We start from the raw sequence: 19,285 nt of genomic DNA, 5'->3' as shown, positions 1-19,285 counted from the left end.
GCCGCACCGCACACGGCAAGACGGTGCAGTGCGAACAGGCGCTGACGCGCGTGTAGCGCGGCCTACCGTCTGGTCACCGGGCCGAGGGTTCAGACAAGCACCCTTATACCGGAAGACCGTCTGCCAGTTGGCGCGTTCGGGCAGCGGAGGTATCCGGCATAGGCGACAATGCCGGGAACGCGAGGGGGTGGCCGGGTGGCGGTGTCGGATGTGCTGCGCATGGTGACGGTGGAGCCGAGGATCCGCGCCCTGGAGGTGGCCGCCGGTGGGCGGGGCGTGGTCCTGGTGGACATCGACGTGGAAGAGCCGCTCGACGGCACCGCAGCCGAACTCCAGGTCGCGGCCAGCAGCAGCGACGCCAACGGCTGGCTGCGGGCGGAGCCCGGGCACCTGCAGCTGCGAGCGGGCAGGCAGACCGTCACGGTCACCGTAGGCCCCCCAGCCGATGCGCTGGTGGGTCCCTACACGCTGCGGGCAGAGCTCGCGCTGACGGCGCACAAGGTGGCCGTCGGTCCGCGGCACGTTGCCCTGCTGGTGCACCCGCGTCGCGCGTGGACGATCGAGGGCGATGCCGATTACCAGCCGTTCTATCCGGAAGTGCCGGTCGACGTCTCGTTCACGGTGACGGGACCCGCCCGCACCGTGGTACGCCTGGAGGCGGACTGGTACCTGGATCTCGGCGGCTCTGAGATGGACATCGCCATCGACCGGCCGGTGCGGATCCTTCCCGTGACCGGAGTGGACCAGGTCACCGCCCATGTGCAGGTGGTGAAGGGCCAGGCCTGTCCGTTCCTCGTGCGGCTGATCGACGAGGCCACCGGCGAGGTGCGCGCGGTCAGCTCCGACATCGCGCCGGTGCCCTCGCCGTATCTCCGTCCGCTCTGACCGCCGCTGTAACCGCCGAACCGGGGAGCTTGACATGCCCGATCCCAGCCATGCGCCGGCCGTCATGGAATCGAGGACCGGCGGTGAGACCGCCGCATACCTGGCGGATCTGGTCGGCTGGACCGCTGACTGGCCCGGCAGCAGCCACGGCCACGGCGCGCCGAGCCTGCCGATGATCTGGACGACACCCACTGCCACCCCCGCCGAAGAAGCGACAGTGGACAAGCTGATCCACGGACACGCCTCGGGGCACGAGGCGCTGACCTACTTCCAGACGCACGGCCACCCGCACCTGCAGGGCGAGCCGGCCTTCGTTGCCAGTGACGACGGCACCGGTGTGTGGATCTTTCCCGACCACGCGGCCACCGGCGGCGTCACCACCTCGCCGCACCCGGCCGGGGACGGCGGCGGGGCGTCCCCTGGCGCTCCCCATCCGACGGGCGGCCATAGCTCCACTGACAGCGGGGGGAGCCCCGGTGCGCCGGCTTCGGGCGGGGGAGGCACGTCAGACACCGGCCCGGCGCCGGCCGGGCGGAGCCAGCCCGGCACCGCGGCAGAAGGTCCCGCGGCCGGCGGTGAGCCCGCCCCGGGGGGTCGCGGAGTACCCACGGGCGGATCTCCGGAGCACGGCGGCGCGCCCGGCGGCGAAAGCGGCCCGAGCGGCTCACCGCCGCCGGCCGGCGGCCCCGAGGCGGGTAGTGGCCCCGGCACCCCGGGCCACCAGGGCCCGTCCGCACCGCCGCCGGCCGTGGCCCACGACCCGCACGGCATCCCGTACTGGACGAGTCCCACGGCGAAGGACTGGGAGAAGCTCTGGGGCACCGGCTCCCGGCTCGATCCTGCCACCGACCCGCCCTACCTCGCCCCCGGCTTCATCCCCCGGCCCCCGGCCGCGGTCCCCTCCGGCACCCCGCTCACCCCCGCGCCCGACCGCGACTACGCCACGCCCGAGGAGGAGTGGGAGGTGGCCAAGGAGTCGGCGTGGAACTGGCTCCTGGACAAATTCCTGTTCTTCAATCCGCTGCTGCACGGCCCGCTGTCCTCCTGGCGCTACACCGAGCCGCCCGCCAACGTGAGCAGCGGCCGGCTGTACGAACTGCGCGACAGCTACGACACGATGCAGCGTTTTCTGAACGTCACCGAGTTCGCCTTCGGCTTCGTCAACCCGCTGATCGTGGAATCCGCGCTGGCCAACGGCCTGGCCTCCCGCTTCACGACCATGATGAGCCGCCTGGCCAAGGACAGCGCCGGAATGATCGCGCTCGGTCGGCACACGGTGTCGGAGATCCGTGCGGCCGAACGCGTCATCGAGCTGAGCACGGGCGCCCCCGCCACCAGCAAGCAGGTGGAGAGCTTCCTGCTGCTGAAGCGGCTCTTCCACGAGGAGCGCGCCGCGCTCTCCATGGACGGCGCGGCCTTCGAGGGCTTCGAAGAGCACATCTTCGAGTGGGCGGGCAAGCGGGGCGACGTCAACATCGGGATGTACCGCGGGTCCCGCGCCAAGGACGCGGCCGCCGCCAACAAGATGCTCGGCATCGACGACCCGGGCCCGGACTTCGTCTGGCACCACCATCCCGACTTCGGCCGGATGGTGCTCATTCCTCGGGACATCCACGAGCAGGTCCGGCACTGGGGCGGGGTGGCGATCTTCAAGCGCCTCTTCGGCATCGACTACCCGTGATCCCCGGCGGTGGGGCCGGGGCGCCGGTCAGCTGACATGTCGTCAATTTGGCTGCCGGGGGTCGGTCGGAGGATCAGCTTTCCTGCCCGGCTGCCCGGCACCGGCACGGTGGTGAACAGGGCGGCGGACGCGTCGGCGGTGACCGAACCGATGTCCGCCAGGTGCAGGTAGAACCCGTGGATCGCAGCCAGGACAAGTTATTGAGAATCGAGACAGGAGCGTGACCTTTCGTTCGATGTAGTTGAGTTCGTCCAACGGGGCTAATGTCCTGACCCTCTGGGCATTTCGGTCGGGTGTCAGTGGTGTCTGGGACCGTATGCGTCGTGGATGAACTCGTGGAACGTGTCGATGATCAGGACCGAGTGCTGGGAGTCGTCAGCCGGAGGGAGGCCGTCCGGGAGGGCTGGCTGCACCGGGTTGGCGTGGTGGTGTGCCGCGATAGGCAAAGTCGCTTTCTGGTTCATCGGCGTGCCGAGCAGCTGTCCCGTTTCCCAGGGCACTACGAACTCGGTGTCGGGGGCGCGGCGGGAGTCGGCGAGTCCTATGAGCAGGCGGCGGCCCGCGAGCTCAGTGAGGAGCTGGGGGCGCGGGCGACCGTGTGCCTTCAGTTCAAGTTCCTCAACCGGGGTGGGCTCAGCCCTCATTGGCTTGGGGTGTGCGATGCCGTGCTTCCGGAGGTCGTCGCTCCGGACCCGGGTGAGGTGGCCTGGCAGGGGTGGCTGACCGAGTCTGAGCTGCGGCGGACTCTGCAGCAGTGGACCTTCACTCCTGATAGTCAGGAGATTTTCGATCGGTATCTTGCATGTCGCGCTGACCCGGCGTCTTCGTGGAGAGGGTGTTCGTGAGCTGGGTCAGAGGAATGAAGCTGCTGGTCGTTCCGAGCTCTCTGGGGGTTGGGCCGGCGGGTGTGGGGGTGTCGGCGAGGCGTTCGGCAAGGGCGGTGACCGCTTCGCGGTCTCCTTCGAGGGCTTCGCGTTCGGCGTCGGTCAGGTCGAGCTGTTCGAGCATCTGGTCGATGCCGTCCTTGACGGCTAGGAGCTGGCCGCGGGTGGAGTCCTTGGGGACGTAGAACGGGCAGCGTGCGCAGGCCAGCCGGTGGGGGCACTTGGCGAAGAAGTCGTAGCTGCAGTAGCCGCTGCCCAGGTCGTAGTACTTCCAGGGCTGTTCGCCGCCTGCGGCGGCTCCGGTGAGGATGGACTCGCGGTCGATGAGGACCTGGATGGTGCGGACGTTGCGGGCGAAGTAGTCGGCCTTCCTGTAGGCGGCGGTGAGGGTGCGCTGCAGGATCTCCGCGTAGTAGCGGGTGCTGGCCGGGTGCTTGTGGCCGAGCCATTGCTGAAGGTCATGGACGGTCAACGGCTCGCGGGCGTTGAGGAGTTGGGTGGCGATGGTGGCGCGGGCCCGGTGGCTGGTGAGCGCTCCGTGGGAGTTGGTCTGCGGGACGCCGGACTTGCCGCAGAGGGCCGGGAGGATGGTCTTGTTGAGGTAGTCCTTGCCGACGAGCTGGCCGCGGTGGCAGAAGAGGTGCTGCCTTTTCTCGCCGTGGCCGGATGCACTTCCGACTTTCAGGCTGACATGCCATGAGGCCCGATGCATCTCCCCAGTGCGACCTATCACTGCAGGTCATCCGGCATGCCCAGGCTGTTACGGCAGGTCGCTAGCGCCTCAAGCGGGCTTCACAGGTCTGCCGCACAGGGACCACAACACCTCGCCGTCGCCACCCAGCGACCGCGAGCCGGTCAGCGCTGCTGGGATTCGTCAACGATCTGCAGAAACAAAGCCCTTGACGACCCTCGTCCCTTCAGGAGCGACAACTACTCCGATCACACACCTCGGGAGGGCGTAATGTGGCAGGGTAATCGCTTACCGCGGCAGCTTGGCGGTTCGCTCTGGGTGGGCTGCGGCGACGTATCGCATGGCCGTCTGCTCCGTGATGCCGAACAACCTCATCAGTTTGAGCGGATCGGCGTTCTCGAACGCCTCATTGAGGATCCGGTCCTGGCGCAGGCCCTCCAGTGTCACCCCCTTGGGGAGGACTCCTTGGAGCAGGCCGATGCTGACGGCCGGCTGGTCAGGATCAAGTGCGGTCTTCTGGCTGACCAGCAAGTGGGGGTTGGTGGAAGCGGGCCAGCGGCGATGGCGGTAGGTCAGCCACTCGGTGGCCATTTGGTGGGTGAACTCCTCTAGATAGACGGTGTGCCGTAGGAGCCCGCGGTGGATCTCGAGCGTGCCGCGGGCGAGGCTCAGGTTGGTGGTTCGGACCGTACGGATGTCGTTGCCCGGCACTGCGTGGACGGCGACCAAGGCGATGACGAGGCGCCCGAGCGGCGTGGTGACCCGGTCGAGTAGGCTGGCGAGCACGTCGCTGGGAACGGACCATGGCACACCCGTCAGGTCTCCGACGGGCAGGTGCCGGGTGGGGTCCAGGAAGATCACTCGTTCCCGTTTCAGGGCATTGAACAGGCTGCGCAGGCAGATGGCGAGCTGTCTGCGGGCGTGTCCGGACAGGCCGTTGACGGCCTTTTCAACTTGGTCCTGGGTGATCTCCCGCAGTGTGGTCACGTTGGCCGCCGTCCACGCGGCGAGGGTTGGCTCGAGCGCAACGAGGTAGCGGCGGATGCCGTCGTAGCTGCGGGCTTCACCTTGGCGGCGGCCTTGGCCGCGCAGGACAGCCACCCATGTGTGCGTACTCCACTATGGAGGACCGAGCCGTCGGGCAGCATGGTCAGGCGACTCGGGCGCGTCTTGCCCAGGTAGTCCATCCCCTTGGCCTGGTAGACCGTCCCGTAGTGACCGGGAAAGATCAGCTCGGGGCCGTGGGCGGTGAGGCGCGTCCTGGGCTCGGGGTCGCTGTGCGCGACGACCCCACGCACGCCTCGGGCGGCCGCCAGGCGGAAGGCACACGCCTGCGCCCACGTCTCCTGGTGCCGAGCAGTATCACTCGGGGACGAATGGCCATTCCGCCCGGCAAGAACTGACCACGGGGAGTGGCGTGAATCAGGTGTGGATCTCCATGGGGATGTCTACTCGGGGCCAGTTGCGGTGTCCTGTTTGAGGCGTGAGGCGACGTAGCTGGCACGGTCGGCTCCGGCGGCGGTGTGCCATCGCTGGGCTGCGGAGTCGGAGATGCCCAGCAGGTCGGCGAGGAGTTTCCAGTGGACGCTGCCGACCATAGAGAGCAGTGCTCCGTTGCGGGCATGGCGCATGTTCTTGATCCCGAGGGTCTTCAGGCGGCGTGCGAGGTGGTCGGCGCTGAGTGGCCGGCCGGGGTGTGCGCCGGGGAACAGGTGCGGTGTCGGCATGCTGCGGGCCAGGCGCGGTCCGGGCGGCGTTCGATGATCAGGCGTGCCGTCAGGTGTGAGAGCTGGGGCCGTAGCCAGAGCGGGTCGCTGCCGAGGGTGAGTCCGAGGATGCTGGGTTCTGTGGGGTGTTCGAGGACGTCGTCGACGGTCAGTTGCGCGATGCGTGTGAGGTGCTGGCCGTACTGGAGTACGAGGCATCCGGCGACGCGGTCGGGCAGGGCGAAGGTGTCGTCGTGTTCGAGGCGGTGGGCCAGAAGGAGGCGGTCGGTGTCGCTCATGATCGACCGGTCTTCGCTGGTGGCGAGGGCGCTGACGGCGACGTGGCGAGGTGCTTCGCCGTGTACGGCTGCCCAGGTGAGGAACTGGCGCAGGTAGCTGGTGCGCCAGCGCTGGGAGGAGAGCCAGGCGTCGACGTGGGGCTGGGTGCAGTCGGCGAGCGTGCTGCCGGTGGTTCGGAGATATTGGGTGAACGCGTGGGCGGTGCGCAGTTGTTCGAGGAGGTAGCGGGCGTGGTGGGGGCCGAGGCGGCCGGTGTGCTGGGTGTGTTCGTGGATGGCGGGCAGGAGGGCCCAGCGCAGGTAGCGGGCCAGCAGCAGCCGGTCGGCGGGCTCGTGCACGTTGTCGAGCAGCGTCTGGGCTCGGTGCTGGGCGCGGGCCAGATGTTCGTTGCGGGAGGGCAGGAGGCCGACCGCGGTGAGCAGGCTGCGCAGGTGGGTGACGGAGGCGGTCTGGCGGAGCTGGTCGAGGCCGTCATGGGTGCAGGCGAGGTCGCCGGTCAGGAGGCGGTGGATCAGCCGTCCGCCGGCGCCGTCGAGGTAGGCGATGAGGGTGTACGGGCTGGGGTAGCTGGCCAGGTGCCGGTGCAGGGGTGCGAGTTCGGCCCGCAGGTGGTCGGGGCCGGCGGTGAATACCTCGTCGAGGCGTTGGGCGGCGCAGCAGGGCGGGCAGCGCCGGCGGCTGTGGATGCGGCCCATGCCGCCGCACACGGTGCAGGTGTAGGTGAGCTGGATGCCGGCGCACTCGGGACAGGTCGGGGTGCCGTCGCTGTCGCGGCGGAAGACCGGGCGGTGCCGGCGGCAGGAGGTGCAGGTGGCGTGGGTGAACCGGACGGTGTCCACGCAGGTCAGGCAGACCGGGCCTTCCGGCCAGTGGCGCTCGGCCTTGGTCACGGTGCCGCAGCGGGCGCAGGGTCCGGGCTTGGCCTGGTGGCAGCGCCGACAGCGGCGCAGGCCGTCCTGGCGGGAGGTGAGCGCGGCGGGCAGCTGGCCGCAGTCCGCGCACAGCTCGGCGGCTGGTCGGACCTTCTCCCAGCAGTACGGGCAGTACGGCCGGCCGTCGAGAGTGCCGAGGGCCGGCCGGTCCTTGCCGCACCGCGTACACAGGGCGCGGTGCCGCCTGCGCCAGCAGGCATGGCACTGCGGCCCGCGGGCATCCCGGACGGCAACCGGCCGGGTACGGCCGCAGTCGCGGCACGGCTCCGGGGGACGATGCTTGCCTGCGCAGGTGCTGCACAGGTTGCGTTTCTTCAGCTTGATCGGTCCGTGCCGTCCGCATCCGGAGCAGCGGCCCGGCGGGGCTGCGCGGGCGAAGCACGTGGCGCACACCGGGCCGTCGGAGGTCCTGGAGCGGACAGGCCGGGTCCGGCCGCAGGAGATACAGGTGGCGGCGCTGCGGCGCCGCCAGCACGAGCCGCACACCGGCTCACCGCCGGGCCGCGCGGCCACCGGGCGCAGCCGGCCGCAGTCCGTACAGGGCTCGGCGCTGGCAGCGCGGTGACAGCGGGCACACACCGGATCGGCCCCGGTACGCGCACACGGCGCGCACAACTCGCCGCACCGGCAGCAGACTTCCTTCGGCCGCGACGCGTCATAGCACGTCTTGCACAACCGGCGGCTCTTGCTCCTCAGGCTGAGGGAGCGCTCGCGGCCGCAGCCGTCGCACCGCCCGCGCACCGTGGCCATCGCAGCGAGCCCATCAGCTCTCGGCGTCGAAGAAATCGCCGGAGAGCACTGGCCCGTCCGGCATGACCGGACCCGCTCCGCGTGGGCGTGGACGCTCACCGTCCTCGGGCTCGGCCTCGGTCACCAGGTCCTCGAACCGGCAGTCGAGAATCTTGCACAGCGCCACCACGAGTTCCAGGGGAATCTTCGGGGGCTGCTCCGCGGACACCAGACGGTAGACGGTGCTGCGGTCGAAGTCGAAGCCGTAGCGGCGCAGTTCGGGAACCAGCTTGGTGGTGTTGAACCAGCTGCGGCGCACCGCCATCAGCTCGCGCAGCCGCCACACGCACCGTGGCTGCAGCGCCTCCGGTCCGGACGGCCTGCGGTCCTCTGCCTGGCCTCCGGGCACGGCCTTCATCGTGTTCCCCTGTGGCCGCCGGTCACCGGGGTGCTTTCGCCGTCCGCGGTGTCGAAGGTGTCGAACTCGTCGTCCATGTCGGCCTCGGCCTCCGCCCGGGCGAAGGCACTGCGCAGGGCTTCCTCCTCTGCGGAGTCAAGGAACTCGCGCACCTTGGAGTTCTTGTAGTCACTGGAGAGGGCGGTATAGATCGCCGTGGTCGCGGCATGTGAGTGACCGACCTGCTCGGTGACGAACGAGGCGTCGTAACCGGCCTCGATCAGCCGGGTGACGTAAGTGTGGCGCAGGCAGTGCGGGCACAGGTAGTCCGGCAGCCCCGTCAGCAGGCGCCAGTGAGCGAAGCGGTCGTTCACCGAGCGGACGGAGATCTCCCCGCCGCGCTCGGTGGGGAACATCACCCCGTCATCGAGCCCGTCACGGTAGAACAGCGGCCGGATGTGCTGAACGTAGTACCGCACGGTCGCCACCGCCCAGGGCCACACGGAGATCACTATCCGTCGGCGCGGCGGTTGCCCGGGCAGGGCCTTGCCCCACCGCACCGCCAGCCCCGCGAAGTCCCCGAACTCCGCCAGCTTGGCCTGCCGCCGCCAGTCATGGATCTCCAGCCGCGCGGCCTCACGGCGGCGCAGCCCCCAGCCGTACATCGTGGTGAACATCGCCAGGTCACGAGCCGCGGTCAGCGCACCCTTGTGACCGGCAGCATGCAGCCTGGCGATTTCCGGATCCATCTGCCCGAAGAACGCCCGCACCTCCGGGCGGGTCAGCGGCCGGTTGCGGCTGGGCCGCCCGACGTACCCCTGGGAGTGTCGCACGCTGTTGAGCTCCGCCAGCACCATGGCGGGAAACGCGCCGAACATCTCCCGGCACACCGACGCCCACCCGTAGGCCGGATTGACCAGGTAGGACAGGAACGCACTCAGCTGCAGCTGCTTCTGCCCGAGTGTCGAGTGCGCCACCGCGGCGGCCACAGCCGCCGACCACCGGTCGAACACCGAGGCGTTCCACTCCCACGGGAACGCATCGGCAAACGCCTGCAGCTGACGCACCGTCCGCACCCGGCCGGCAATGGTGTCCGGCTGCAGCGCACGGGCCTGCTGGCACTCGACGAACCCCTCGATCATCTTCTCGAACACCGCCTCGCACGGCAGCAGCAGCCTCACCCCGGGCACCACGGACAACGAGGCCACACCCGGCACACGCGAGCCCACCGATGGCGTCCCGTGTGATGGTGTAGGCGATCATTCTCCGGTGGTGTTCGGGGTGCCGGGGAGCGCGCGGGTGGTGTTCCCGGCGTGTTCGTCGGCGTAGATGGCGGTCATGCTGCCCTCGGGGAGGTAGCGGCGGGGGAAGGCGATCCACTCGTCGTGTAGTTCGCTGAGGATGGCGGTGACCAGGCGCTGGAGTGCGGCGGGGTTGGGGAAGACCTGGACGACGTCGGTGCGGCGTTTGATCTCCCGGTTCAGTCGTTCCAGGGGGTTGGCTCGACTTTGCGGAGAATCGTGATCTTGAACAGATAGTGGCTTCCCTGTTCGGGTGAGCCCGCTGAGTGGCTTGCGGAACGTCAGGCTGAACGTGAAGAACCATCAGCGGTGTTGATCCAACCGCCTCGAAGCGAGGAAGTTGCCGCTGATGGTTCCGGGGATGACGTTACCGGCGTCGTTGCTGCTTGTTCTGCAGGTCACTCGTCCGTGTTTCACGAAGCATTCGTTCGAGACGTTCTGCCATCTGGTGGCCGGGATGGCCGCGCAGACGGGGCGGCGTACGGTCACCGGGATGCTGACGGGGGCGGGACTGTCGCGGCTGTGGCCGCACCGCAGGGCCCACGCCTTCTTCTCTGAGGCCTCGTGGGATCCCGACCAGCTCGGCCTGCGCCTGGCCCGAGCCGTGGTCGAAGCCCTGCTCCCAGCGGACGCGCCGATCCTGGCTGTCGTCGACGACACCCTGCTGCACCGGGTCGGCAGGAAGGTCTTCGGGGCGCTGTGGGCGCATGACGGCTCCGGGCGGGGCAAGGACAAGCTCGGGTTCGGCAACACCTGGGTCATCTGCGCGGTCGTGGTCCGCCTGCCCTTCCTCGCCAAGCCGGTCGCTGTGCCGGTGGCCGCCCGGCTGTGGCGGGGCAAGGCCACCGCCTCCCGCACCGACCTGGCCCTGGAGATGGTCCACGACCTGGCCGCGCTCTTCCCCGGCCGCACTCTCCACGTCACCGGCGACGCTGCCTACCACTCCGGCAAGGTCGCCGACCTGCCCCCGTCGGTCACCTTCACCACCCGACTCCCGCGCAACGCCGCCCTGTCCGCGCCGACCCCGCCCAAGACCAACAAGCGGGGACGGCCCCGCAAGAAGGGCAGGGCGCTGGGCTCACTGACCGCGATTGCCCAGACGGCGACATGGCGCCTTGCCGTCGTGGAGCGTTACGGGCGCATGGAGTTCGTGTGGATCACCGAGAGGGAATGCCTGTGGTACGGAGCCTTCAAGGACCTCCCGGTCCGCCTCGTCCTGATCCGCGACCTGAACTCGACCCGCCCGTACGACCTCGCTCTGATCAGCACCGACCTGGTCAGTCCCGCCGACGACCTCATTGAACGGTACGGCACGCGCTGGCCGATCGAATCGATCTTCGAGCACATGCGCCAGGATCTCGGCGTCGGCCAGGCCCGCAACCGCACCCGGCGCGCGGTGGAGCGCACCGTCCCCTTCGGCCTGGCCGTCTACACCATCGTCGTCCTCTGGTACGCCGCCCACGGGCACCACCCCGCCGACATCGCCGACCGGCGCGCACGACAGCCCTGGTACGCGACGAAGGCGACCCCGGCGTTCAGCGACATGGTGATCAAGCTTCGCCGGACGATCATCGCCGCCCGCCATATTCACAACCCTGCAGGTCAACCCGGTCCCGATGAAATCGCCGCGGTCATCCGCGCCTGGGAAGCAGCCGCGGCGTAGAGCCCGCCACCCCAAGATCACCATTCGCTACAAACACGAGGGTTGGTGGACTGGATCTTTTTCCAGTGCTGGAGGGGGAAGACGGCGAACGCGGTCAGGTCTTCCTTCGCGTCCAGGAGCATTTCTTTGACCTTGGGGAACTGCTCGCCGAGCATGTCGGCGACGGTGTCCAGCTGGGCTTGGACCGCTTGGGCGGTGGGCTGGGCGAAGACGGTGCGGATGGTCGCGGCGACCATCTCGCCGGTCCCCTTGGGGATGTGTGCGAAGCAGTTGCGCAGGAAATGGACACGACAGCGCTGGTAGGCGGATCCCAGCATGACCTTGCGGATCGCCTTGACCAGGCCGCTGTGTGGTCGGCGATGACCAGGCGCACCCCGGACAGGCCGCGCTCGCGCAAGGAGCGCAGGAACTCGGACCAGAATGCCTCGCTCTCGCTGTCGCCGACAGCGGTCCCGAGGACCTCGCGGCCGCCGTCCTCGGTGATGCCGGTGGCGATGACCACGGCCTGGGAGACGATCTGGTGGTTCACCCGTACCTTGCAGTACGTCGCGTCCAGGTAGATGTAGGGGAACCGGGTGTGGTCCAGGGGCCGGGTGCGAAAGGCGGTCAGCGGCTCGTCCAGCTCGCCGCAGATCCGGGAGACCTCGCTCTTGGATATCCCGCTGTCCCCGCCCAGGGCCTTGACCAGGTCGTCGACGGAGCGGGTGGAGACTCCGTGGACGTAGGCTTCCATGATCACGGCGTAGAGTGCCTGGTCGATGCGGCGCCTGCGCTCGAGCAGGCTGGGGAAGAAGCTGCCGGTGCGGAGCTTGGGGATCTGAAGGTCCAGGTCGCCGGCCTGCGTGGTCAGGGTCTTGTCGCGGTGCCCGTTGCGGAACGCCGTTCGCGAGGCAGTGTGCTCGTTCCACTCGGCACCGATGTGCGCGGCGGTCTCGGCCTCGATCAGTTCCTGCAGCATCCGCTCGGCCACACTGCGGACCAGCTCGATTCCATCGGACGAGCGTAGTGACCGAAGCAACCGCAGTAAGTCATCCTGGGACAGGGCCATCGTGCACTCCCATCGCTTGAACTGGCGTTTTAGCAGGGAGAGTTGCACGGTGGCCCACCCCTTGGTCAGGGAGCGGCCACCCCCATCAGGCGTGCGCCCCGGGCAGACACCCGCGCACACCCACACCTCGATCGCCTACACCACGTCGCAGGACGCCATCAGCCCACCTGCTCGCCAGACCCATCCTCGCCCTGCGACATCGACACCTCCAGTAACACTCGATGGTGCAGGCAATGCATCAAAGATGTACGGTCAACACCGAGAGGCGCAAGACGCAAGACAGTACGTACAGTTCAGAGAGACTGCGGCCTCCAACGGCAAGGAGGAGCACCGCAACACAGATGAAGTTGCCGCAGACGTGCGGGAGATGCACAACCGCTGAGCCTGGGCCACAGGGCTGTGAAACCTTGGCCACGCCGCCATCGGCGCGGAAACACGCCGTACCCGCCCGCGACGCCACCCACTCAGTAAAACGGGAACCTTCCTACGCCTTGCGGCCGTTCGGCTGCGACAAGCGACGGGACCGGCAGTCCGCTACGCCGCGTAAATATTCCAAAGAAGAACGGAACCACGCGGCCACTGGTATTGCCGACGGTCACGGCATAGTGCCGCGTCGTCCAAGCAGTCCTTGGGTTCTCTGACGGTGACCCATCCGTTCCACGCGCTGACTGGTCAGCGGCTGGAGATTCTGTTCGTCAAGCGCCGGAGCGGTGCGTTGGTCTTCGGACCAGGCCCAAGCCGCCCTGGCCGCGGCCCGCGAGGCCCGTGCGGCGCTGCCCGACCGCACCGCCCTGCAGGCGCTGGCCGCCGACCTGCCCGGACTGTGGTACGCCCCCGACACCAAGGACCGGGACCGCAAGCGCCTGCTGCGAACCCTGATCTCGGACGTCACTCTGCTGCCCGAGCAGGCGCGGGCCCCTGATGGCACGGGCTGCATCGAGGGGACTCCAGCTGCGGGCGGCACGCTCGGACTCCATGCGCCTTGACCAGACGGGGCGGTCGTTAATCATGCCTCTCACCCGTCCGGCGTTCTCTGCCAGACGAGTCTTGCACGCAGAATCGCCCCCCGCCGCACCGGCTACTACGCCACCAGTGTGCAGCTGCAGTCCATGCTCGTTGTCACCCACAACTACTGGACGCCCTGAAACTCTCTCTGAACCCCCTGAAGCGCGACTCCCGACTCTGCTCGCCAGCGGTCGCGGACCGGCCACGATCTGCGACCGCTGGCCGTGAACTCGCCGGGGGCGGGCTGGGGATCTACTGTCGAAAGAGCACGGCGTTTCCCGCGTTTCCGCTGGGAAGGCGAGCGGCGATGGACCCGAACACACTCTTGAAGACCGTGTCGGCGCTGTTCTGGAAGCTGGCCGACGACGCGGCCCGCACCCTACGAGACCCGCTGGCAGGCCTTCAGGCGCTCACCGGCGAGCACCCGGCACTGCAGGACAGGCTCCTGGAGCCGCTGGCCGCCCTCCCCGACAGCCACGCCCTGCTCCGGCTGCTGCGCGACGCACTCGGCGACGTCACCGACGCCGGATCGCCCGTCCGCGCCCACGGATGGAAGCGCGCACCAGGAGCGGCACGCGGACTGGCCCTCGTACTGACCGACGGCGGCTCCCGCGCCGTGCTCGCCGTGTCACCCGGGCCGGACGACACCGGACCGACCGTCGATGTCGTCGTCACCCCGGGCGTGACGTTCAGCCGCGCACACCCCGACGGCCTCTGGAGCGTCACCGCCGAAGCGCAGTCCCAGGACGCCTGGACCGCGTCCTTCTCTCCCGGCGGCGCGTCCGTGACACCGGCGGGGACCGCGACGATCACCCTGGCCCATCGTGCTCAGATCACCTGCGGCCCGGCCGACGGGCCGCACATCTCGATGGACGCCCTCCACCTCACGGCGACAGCGTCACCCCAGGTCCCCTTCACCGTCGAACTCGGCGTGCTGGGCTTCCAGGCTGCCGTACTGCCGCCCGCGCTCTCGTCCTTCCTGGGCGACAGCGGCGCCACGACCACTCGCAAGACCGACTTCGCCATCCGGGCGAGCCGCGCGGACGGCCTGCGGTTCGAGGACGGCGGCGCCCGCCTCGAACTCCCCGTCAGCCTGAACCTTCCGGGCGCAACCGCCCGGCGCTTCGCACTGGAACTCGACGACGACGGCACCGAAGTCGTCCTCAGACCGACGCTGTCCCTGTTCGCGAAGCCGGCTGCCCTCCCGCTGAGCGCCGACCTCGACGGCCTGGGGCTCAGCCTGCCCGTCAGCTTCGACGCCGACCGGATCGGTATCGACCCACTGCGCATCTCTGCGAACTTCCCCACCGGAATGGGCATCGGGCTCGCTGCGGGCCCGGTCTCCGGCGGCGGGGCGGTGCAGCAGCGCGGTGAAGCCGGCAGCGGTGCGTACGCGGGCGTCCTGGACGTCGACCTCGGCGTGGTCCGCGTACAGGCGATCGGACTGCTGCAACTCCCCGTCAATGAAAAGCAGTTGTCGTTCCTGGTCCTGCTCGGGGCGGAGTTCGGGTATCCGGGGATCCAGCTCAGCTTCGGCTTCGCGCTCGATGCGGTCGGCGGCCTGGTCGGCGTCAACCGGCGGGTCGACGAGGAGCGGCTGCGCGGGCTGATCCTCGACGGCAACGCCGACCGTGTCCTGTTCCCGGGCAACGCCGTCGCCCGTGCCGACGAGATAGCGGGCTCCCTGGAAGCCTGTTTCCCGGTCGCGCGGAGCCGGTTCGTCATCGGCCCGATGGTGCGCATCACCTGGGGCGGCCGGATCGTCTCCCTGTCCGCCGCGCTCATCCTGGACCTGCCCGACCCGGTACGGGCCTTCTTCGTCGGCCGGCTGGTGATCGCCCTGCCGGATCCCGTCGTGCCGCTGATCCGGCTCCAGGCCAACGTCTTCGGCAAGATCGATCCCGGTGTGCCGTCGGTCGAGCTGCTGGCGACCCTCACCGGTTCGCGCATCGTCGGCCTGCCCGTCGCCGGCGAGTTCTTCCTGCTGCTGCGCGGCGGCCGGGATGCGGTGTTCGTCCTGTCTGCCGGCGGCTTCCACCCGCGCTACGCCCGCCCGCCTGGCGTACCCCAACTGCAGCGCCTGTCCATGGACTTGGGCAACGGAATCATCAGCTTGCGCGCGGAGGCATACCTGGCGCTGACCTCGAACTCGCTGCAATTCGGCGCCAAACTGCACCTCGACGCGGTGATCGCCGGGTGCGGCGTGGAGGGCTACCTCGGCCTCGACGCGCTCTTCGTGTGGGAGCCGACGCTGTCGTTCTCCGTGCACGTGTACGCCGGGGTCGCCGTCCTCGCACTCGGCGAGCGACTGGCCTCCATCGGGCTCGACTTCACCCTGGAAGGGCCCGCGCCCTGGCATGCGTTCGGCACGGGAACAATCTCCGTGCTGTTCTGGGACGTGTCCCTGGACTTCGACGAGCGGTGGGGCGAACTCCCGGCGTCGGCGGCCAAGGCCGAGGACATCCTCCCGCTGCTGCGTGACGCACTGGCCAAGCCGGATGCCTGGACGGCCGAGCGCAGCCCGGCGGACCGCAGCGGCCTGCGGTACACCGACGCGGCCAACGGATCGCTGGCCCGCGGCGAAGTGGCAGCGCCGGACGCGACCTTCCGCGTGAGCCAGAAGGTCGTACCGCTCGAAAAACCGATCACCCGGTTCCACCGGGTGGGTGTGCCCGAGCAGTTGTGGCGGATCACCCCCGTCGAGCGTGCAACCGACGACCCGATGGATACCTTCGGACCGCTCACGCAGCCGTTCGTACCCGGCGAATTCTTCGCGATGAACGACGAGGAGCAACTGTCACGACCGGCCTTCGAAGACTGCACGAGCGGCGTCCGGCTCTCCGACACCGACGTCCAGCTCGGCACACGGCACCTCGTCGACGTGAGTTACGAGACCGGCTACAAGGTCGAGCTGGGCTGGTTCACCGCGCCGCCGCCGCGCAACGGCCTGCCCCTCGCCGGAACCGGAGCGTTCGTCCTCGAAGGCTTCGCCCGCCCCGTGCGCGCGGCCGAGCGGGCCGACCGGTGGCGTGCCGCGCAACGACCGATCGACACGATGAAGGTGGAGATCCTGCGATGACCCGCCGTTGGTTCATCTCCTCAGCAGAGGTCGGCGCCGCAGCCGACGCGACGTCGGTCACGGGCTCCCGGCCGTCGTTCAGCCCCGCCGTCCGTATCACCCGGGCGATCAAAGACCAGGTGGCGGAGACCTTCCCCGACCGCCCCGGCCCCGCCCTCCAGCTCCTCGGCCCCGGTGACACCATCGGCTTCGACCGCGCCGTGGTCGTACGGGAAGAGCCGCCCCCGGGCTGCCCGAACAGCCCGGCCAACTACCTCGCCCACGTGGAGTTCTCGGACGCGAGCCTTCCGTGGCTGCTCAGCTTCCCGGCCGTCCGGAAGCTGCCGTGGCTGGCCCTGCTCGTCCTGCGCGACAACGAGGGCGACCTGAAGCAGGGTGTCCCGCTGCCCGTCGTCGAAGCCCCAGGGACCGCACTGCCCGACCTGGGTGACGCCTGGGCATGGGCGCACGTCGAGGCGCGGATCGAAGACGGCGAGACCCCCGAAGGCGCCGTCACCCGGGACGTGCGCAGCGGCGTCGACAACGTCGTCGCCCGGCTGATCTGCCCGCGCGACCTGGACCCGGACCGGGGCTGGCTGGCCTGCGTGGTACCGGCCACGAAAGCCGGCGTCGCTGCCGGGCTCGGCGACACACCACCACCGGACGGCAACGCCCCGGCCTGGTCGCCGGGACAGGCGCAGGCCCGGCTGCCCGTCTACCACTGGTGGCGGTTTCGCACCGGGTCGGAAGGATCGTTCGAGGAGCTCGCCCGCAAGGTCGCACCGGTCGAGGGAGACAGCCTCGAAGGCTTCGGTGCCCGCACCGTGGACGTCCGCCATCCGTGGCCGCACAAGGACGTGCTGCAGGGCGTGGCACCCGCACAGGTGACGGTGCCCGTCCACGGCGCCCTGCGGCTGCCGCACACCGACACCGCGAATGACGTGTGGAGCCACGAGGCCAGCATGAACAAGTTCCGCGGGCTGATCGTCGAGCACCTGGACGCGCCGGCGGCCCGGCGGCAGCCCGACCGGGTGGGGATGCCGCCGGACCGCGATGAGAAGGCCGTCGCCGCACCCCTGTACGGAAGCCACCACACCGGCGCGCAGCAGGTCCCGGCGGCCGGCTGGATGAACGAGCTGAACACGCAGGTGAAATATCGCATCGCGGCCGCGATCGGTGCCCGGTACGTCCAGCTGGAGCAGGAATTCCTGATGGCCCGAGCCTGGGAGCAGGTCGGGCAGGTCAACGAGGCGAACCAGGCCCTCGCGGCCTCGGAACTCGCCGCCGAGGCCGCCCGGGCCGCGCAGGCCAAACACCTCGACCTCATGCGGACCGCCCCGCTCACGGAACTGTCCTCGCTCTACCGTGACGTCATAGAGGCCGAGGAGGAGGGCACAGGCGGACAGCCGGTTGCGAGCCTGCTGCGCCACTCGGCCGTCCCGGACGGCGTCGCCACGACGGCGTTCGTACGGCTGACCCGCCCCGGGGGCGCACTGCGCCGCCGCAGCAGCCGGGCCATGGAGGTGGCAGGAGCTGCGGCGCAGGCGTCGGCTGGGGGCCCGGCGGGTGGCGTGAGGGCGACGGCCACCGGGCCCTTCCTCAGCCGGGCCCTGGACGCCTCGAAGGTCTCCTTGCCGTCGACCTGGCTTGCCGGGGTCGAGCGCGAGGCGATCCCGCCGGTCGGCGAAGTCGTACACGGGCCGATGGCCGCGTCGGAGGCCCGTGCCGGCGACCCGTCGGCCGAGTTCGCGTCCCAGACCCTCAACGACGTGCTGTTCGGGCTGTGGATGGTCGCCGACGACTTCTGCGAGAAAGGCATCGACAGCCCGATGTTCGAGGAATTCGGCAACCCGAGACAGGAACTTGAAGCCCTCTTCGTCAAGAAGCAAGAACGGGAACGGCCGGGTGAGCCTCGTCCCGCAGCGCGGCCGGGGGCCCTGCGCGGGATCCGCCGGAAGATCAGCGTCGAGAAGCGAGCCACACCCCTACTGGCCGCAGCCGGCCTGGGCATGACGTCCGGCACCCTCGTCAAGCGCATCCGGCGAGTAATCCGCCCGGTGCCGCAGTGCATGGGGCACATGACGTCGCGCCTCGGCCAGGTGGTAATGGGCGAACGCACCGACCAAGATGCCCGCCCGCTGCGCCCGATCATGACCCACCCGGAGTTCGGGTTCCCGATCGCGGCGGAGCTGCTGACCCGCTGGCCCGAATGGGCCGTACCAGGCATCTCAGCTTTCCCGGACAACACTTCGACGCTCCTCGAACCCAACCCGGCATTCGTGGAAGCGATGCTGGTCGGACTGAACCAGGAGTTCAACCGCGAGCTCCGGTGGCGTGAGTACCCGACGGACGAGGCGGGCACACCGTTCTCCCGCTTCTGGCCGCCGGGCGGCACCCAACCCGACTACGGCGAGATCGCCCGCTGGGGGCTGGACGGCAAACTCGGCGACCACGGCCCCGACCGGGGCACGAACCTTCTCTTCCTCCTGATCCGCGGCGAGGTACTCCAGCGGTATCCGGGCACCGTCGTCCTCGCCGCCAAGTCCGTGGACCGGAAGGTGGAAGGCCCGGACGTCACCTGGAAGGAACCCAGGTTCGTGCTGCCCGTGGACGAACGCACCAACGTGTACGGCTTCGCCGACCTGACCGCCGCACAAGCCGTCGCCGAACACTGGATGTTCGTGATGCGCGAACCCATGCGCGGCGCCCAGTTCGGCTTCGACGTACGGACCCCCAAATCCCCGGCGTTCGACTCCTGGCCCAACCTCACCTGGGACGAAGTCCCCACCGTGAACGGATTCGTCGTACCGAGGGTCCTGGCCGGGGCCGAGGGCCGACGCCCGCCCGCTCTCGGCCCCGGCCAGGACCCTCCCGGATGGGAAGGCCTGGACGCTTCGAATTTCGCGCGGATCCTCTTCCAGCGCCCGTTCCAGCTGGCGTTCTCGGCGAGCGCAATGGTCGGCGAACCGCCTGCGTGACGTAACCGCCGCCGCCACGTGCCGTAC

At 69.5% G+C, this 19,285-nt stretch carries 14 protein-coding genes and 2 pseudogenes; 8 read left to right on the top strand and 8 right to left on the bottom strand.

All coding sequences use genetic code 11. From position 1 onward, the window contains the following. Positions 1 to 195: 195 nt before the first annotated feature. The 3 genes from ABIE67_RS00215 (at position 196) to ABIE67_RS00205 (ending at position 3,411) form a co-directional block, all read left to right on the top strand. Complete coding sequence (locus tag ABIE67_RS00215) at positions 196 to 885, top strand: hypothetical protein (RefSeq protein ID WP_370251576.1); 690 nt, start codon at positions 196 to 198, stop codon at positions 883 to 885. 34 nt (positions 886 to 919) lie between these two features. After that, a complete protein-coding gene (locus tag ABIE67_RS00210) occupies positions 920 to 2,566 on the top strand; it encodes an HNH endonuclease (RefSeq protein WP_370251574.1) in 1,647 nt (548 codons plus the stop codon). Positions 2,567 to 2,901: 335 nt separating this feature from the next. After that, complete coding sequence (locus ABIE67_RS00205; RefSeq protein WP_370268012.1) at positions 2,902 to 3,411, top strand: NUDIX domain-containing protein; 510 nt, start codon at positions 2,902 to 2,904, stop codon at positions 3,409 to 3,411. Here the strand turns inward: ABIE67_RS00205 and ABIE67_RS00200 are convergent. From ABIE67_RS00200 to ABIE67_RS00185, 4 genes are all read right to left on the bottom strand, one after another. Then, positions 3,329 to 4,162 (bottom strand): tyrosine-type recombinase/integrase, encoded by an 834-nt coding sequence (locus tag ABIE67_RS00200; protein ID WP_370251572.1) that lies wholly within the window; start codon positions 4,160 to 4,162, stop codon positions 3,329 to 3,331. The two genes, ABIE67_RS00205 and ABIE67_RS00200, sit on opposite strands and share 83 nt — an antisense overlap. 267 nt (positions 4,163 to 4,429) lie before the next feature. Next, a complete protein-coding gene (locus tag ABIE67_RS00195; RefSeq protein WP_370251570.1) occupies positions 4,430 to 5,242 on the bottom strand; it encodes a hypothetical protein in 813 nt (270 codons plus the stop codon). Between the two features lie 347 nt (positions 5,243 to 5,589). After that, on the bottom strand, positions 5,590 to 5,739 hold the full coding sequence (locus ABIE67_RS00190) for a hypothetical protein (protein ID WP_370251568.1): 150 nt from the start codon (positions 5,737 to 5,739) through the stop codon (positions 5,590 to 5,592). Positions 5,740 to 5,792: 53 nt separating this feature from the next. After that, entirely contained in the window at positions 5,793 to 7,472 is a 1,680-nt protein-coding gene (locus ABIE67_RS00185; RefSeq protein ID WP_370251566.1) for a hypothetical protein, read from the bottom strand. Here ABIE67_RS00185 and ABIE67_RS00180 point away from each other — a divergent pair. Continuing rightward, on the top strand, positions 7,462 to 7,644 hold the full coding sequence (locus ABIE67_RS00180) for a hypothetical protein (protein WP_370251564.1): 183 nt from the start codon (positions 7,462 to 7,464) through the stop codon (positions 7,642 to 7,644). The two genes, ABIE67_RS00185 and ABIE67_RS00180, sit on opposite strands and share 11 nt — an antisense overlap. 198 nt (positions 7,645 to 7,842) lie before the next feature. Here ABIE67_RS00180 and ABIE67_RS00175 read toward each other — a convergent pair whose 3' ends face one another. The 3 genes and pseudogenes from ABIE67_RS00175 to ABIE67_RS00165 form a co-directional block, all read right to left on the bottom strand. Then, complete coding sequence (locus ABIE67_RS00175) at positions 7,843 to 8,217, bottom strand: helix-turn-helix domain-containing protein (protein ID WP_370251562.1); 375 nt, start codon at positions 8,215 to 8,217, stop codon at positions 7,843 to 7,845. A gap of 5 nt (positions 8,218 to 8,222) precedes the next feature. Further along, the gene (locus tag ABIE67_RS00170; protein WP_370251560.1) at positions 8,223 to 9,386 is read right to left on the bottom strand and encodes a tyrosine-type recombinase/integrase; all 1,164 of its coding nucleotides are present in this window, start codon (positions 9,384 to 9,386) and stop codon (positions 8,223 to 8,225) included. Positions 9,387 to 9,464: 78 nt separating this feature from the next. Continuing rightward, positions 9,465 to 9,704, bottom strand: a pseudogene (locus ABIE67_RS00165) (transposase); the annotation flags it as partial. A gap of 163 nt (positions 9,705 to 9,867) precedes the next feature. Between ABIE67_RS00165 and ABIE67_RS00160 the strand changes: the two are divergent. Continuing rightward, the gene (locus tag ABIE67_RS00160; RefSeq protein WP_370251558.1) at positions 9,868 to 11,169 is read left to right on the top strand and encodes a transposase; all 1,302 of its coding nucleotides are present in this window, start codon (positions 9,868 to 9,870) and stop codon (positions 11,167 to 11,169) included. A 38-nt stretch (positions 11,170 to 11,207) separates the two neighbouring features. Here ABIE67_RS00160 and ABIE67_RS00155 read toward each other — a convergent pair. Beyond that, positions 11,208 to 12,217: pseudogene (locus ABIE67_RS00155) on the bottom strand (IS256 family transposase); the annotation flags it as partial. 710 nt (positions 12,218 to 12,927) lie between these two features. Here ABIE67_RS00155 and ABIE67_RS00150 point away from each other — a divergent pair. From ABIE67_RS00150 to ABIE67_RS00140, 3 genes are all read left to right on the top strand, one after another. Beyond that, positions 12,928 to 13,203 (top strand): hypothetical protein, encoded by a 276-nt coding sequence (locus ABIE67_RS00150; protein ID WP_370251556.1) that lies wholly within the window; start codon positions 12,928 to 12,930, stop codon positions 13,201 to 13,203. 326 nt (positions 13,204 to 13,529) lie between these two features. Next, positions 13,530 to 16,301 (top strand): DUF6603 domain-containing protein, encoded by a 2,772-nt coding sequence (locus ABIE67_RS00145; RefSeq protein WP_370251554.1) that lies wholly within the window; start codon positions 13,530 to 13,532, stop codon positions 16,299 to 16,301. Continuing rightward, positions 16,298 to 19,258: a hypothetical protein gene (locus ABIE67_RS00140; protein WP_370251552.1), complete on the top strand. Its 2,961-nt coding sequence runs from the start codon at positions 16,298 to 16,300 to the stop codon at positions 19,256 to 19,258. Before ABIE67_RS00145 ends, ABIE67_RS00140 begins: the two co-directional genes overlap by 4 nt. Positions 19,259 to 19,285: the final 27 nt, after the last annotated feature.

It is taken from the genome of Streptomyces sp. V4I8, assembly GCF_041261225.1.
GTDB lineage: Bacteria > Actinomycetota > Actinomycetes > Streptomycetales > Streptomycetaceae > Streptomyces.
Note: the sequence above shows the minus strand (reverse complement) of the source record. Positions and strands in the feature narration are given on the sequence as shown.

What these genes read in the sequence shown, in the direction of transcription:
- ABIE67_RS00145 (WP_370251554.1), top strand. Translation starts at nt 13,530, where the DNA reads ATGGACCCGAACACACTCTTGAAGACCGTGTCGGCGCTGTTCTGGAAG.
- ABIE67_RS00160 (WP_370251558.1), top strand. Translation starts at nt 9,868, where the DNA reads ATGACGTTACCGGCGTCGTTGCTGCTTGTTCTGCAGGTCACTCGTCCG.
- ABIE67_RS00200 (WP_370251572.1), bottom strand. Translation starts at nt 4,162, where the DNA reads ATGCATCGGGCCTCATGGCATGTCAGCCTGAAAGTCGGAAGTGCATCC.
- ABIE67_RS00140 (WP_370251552.1), top strand. Translation starts at nt 16,298, where the DNA reads ATGACCCGCCGTTGGTTCATCTCCTCAGCAGAGGTCGGCGCCGCAGCC.
- ABIE67_RS00190 (WP_370251568.1), bottom strand. Translation starts at nt 5,739, where the DNA reads ATGGTCGGCAGCGTCCACTGGAAACTCCTCGCCGACCTGCTGGGCATC.
- ABIE67_RS00210 (WP_370251574.1), top strand. Translation starts at nt 920, where the DNA reads ATGCCCGATCCCAGCCATGCGCCGGCCGTCATGGAATCGAGGACCGGC.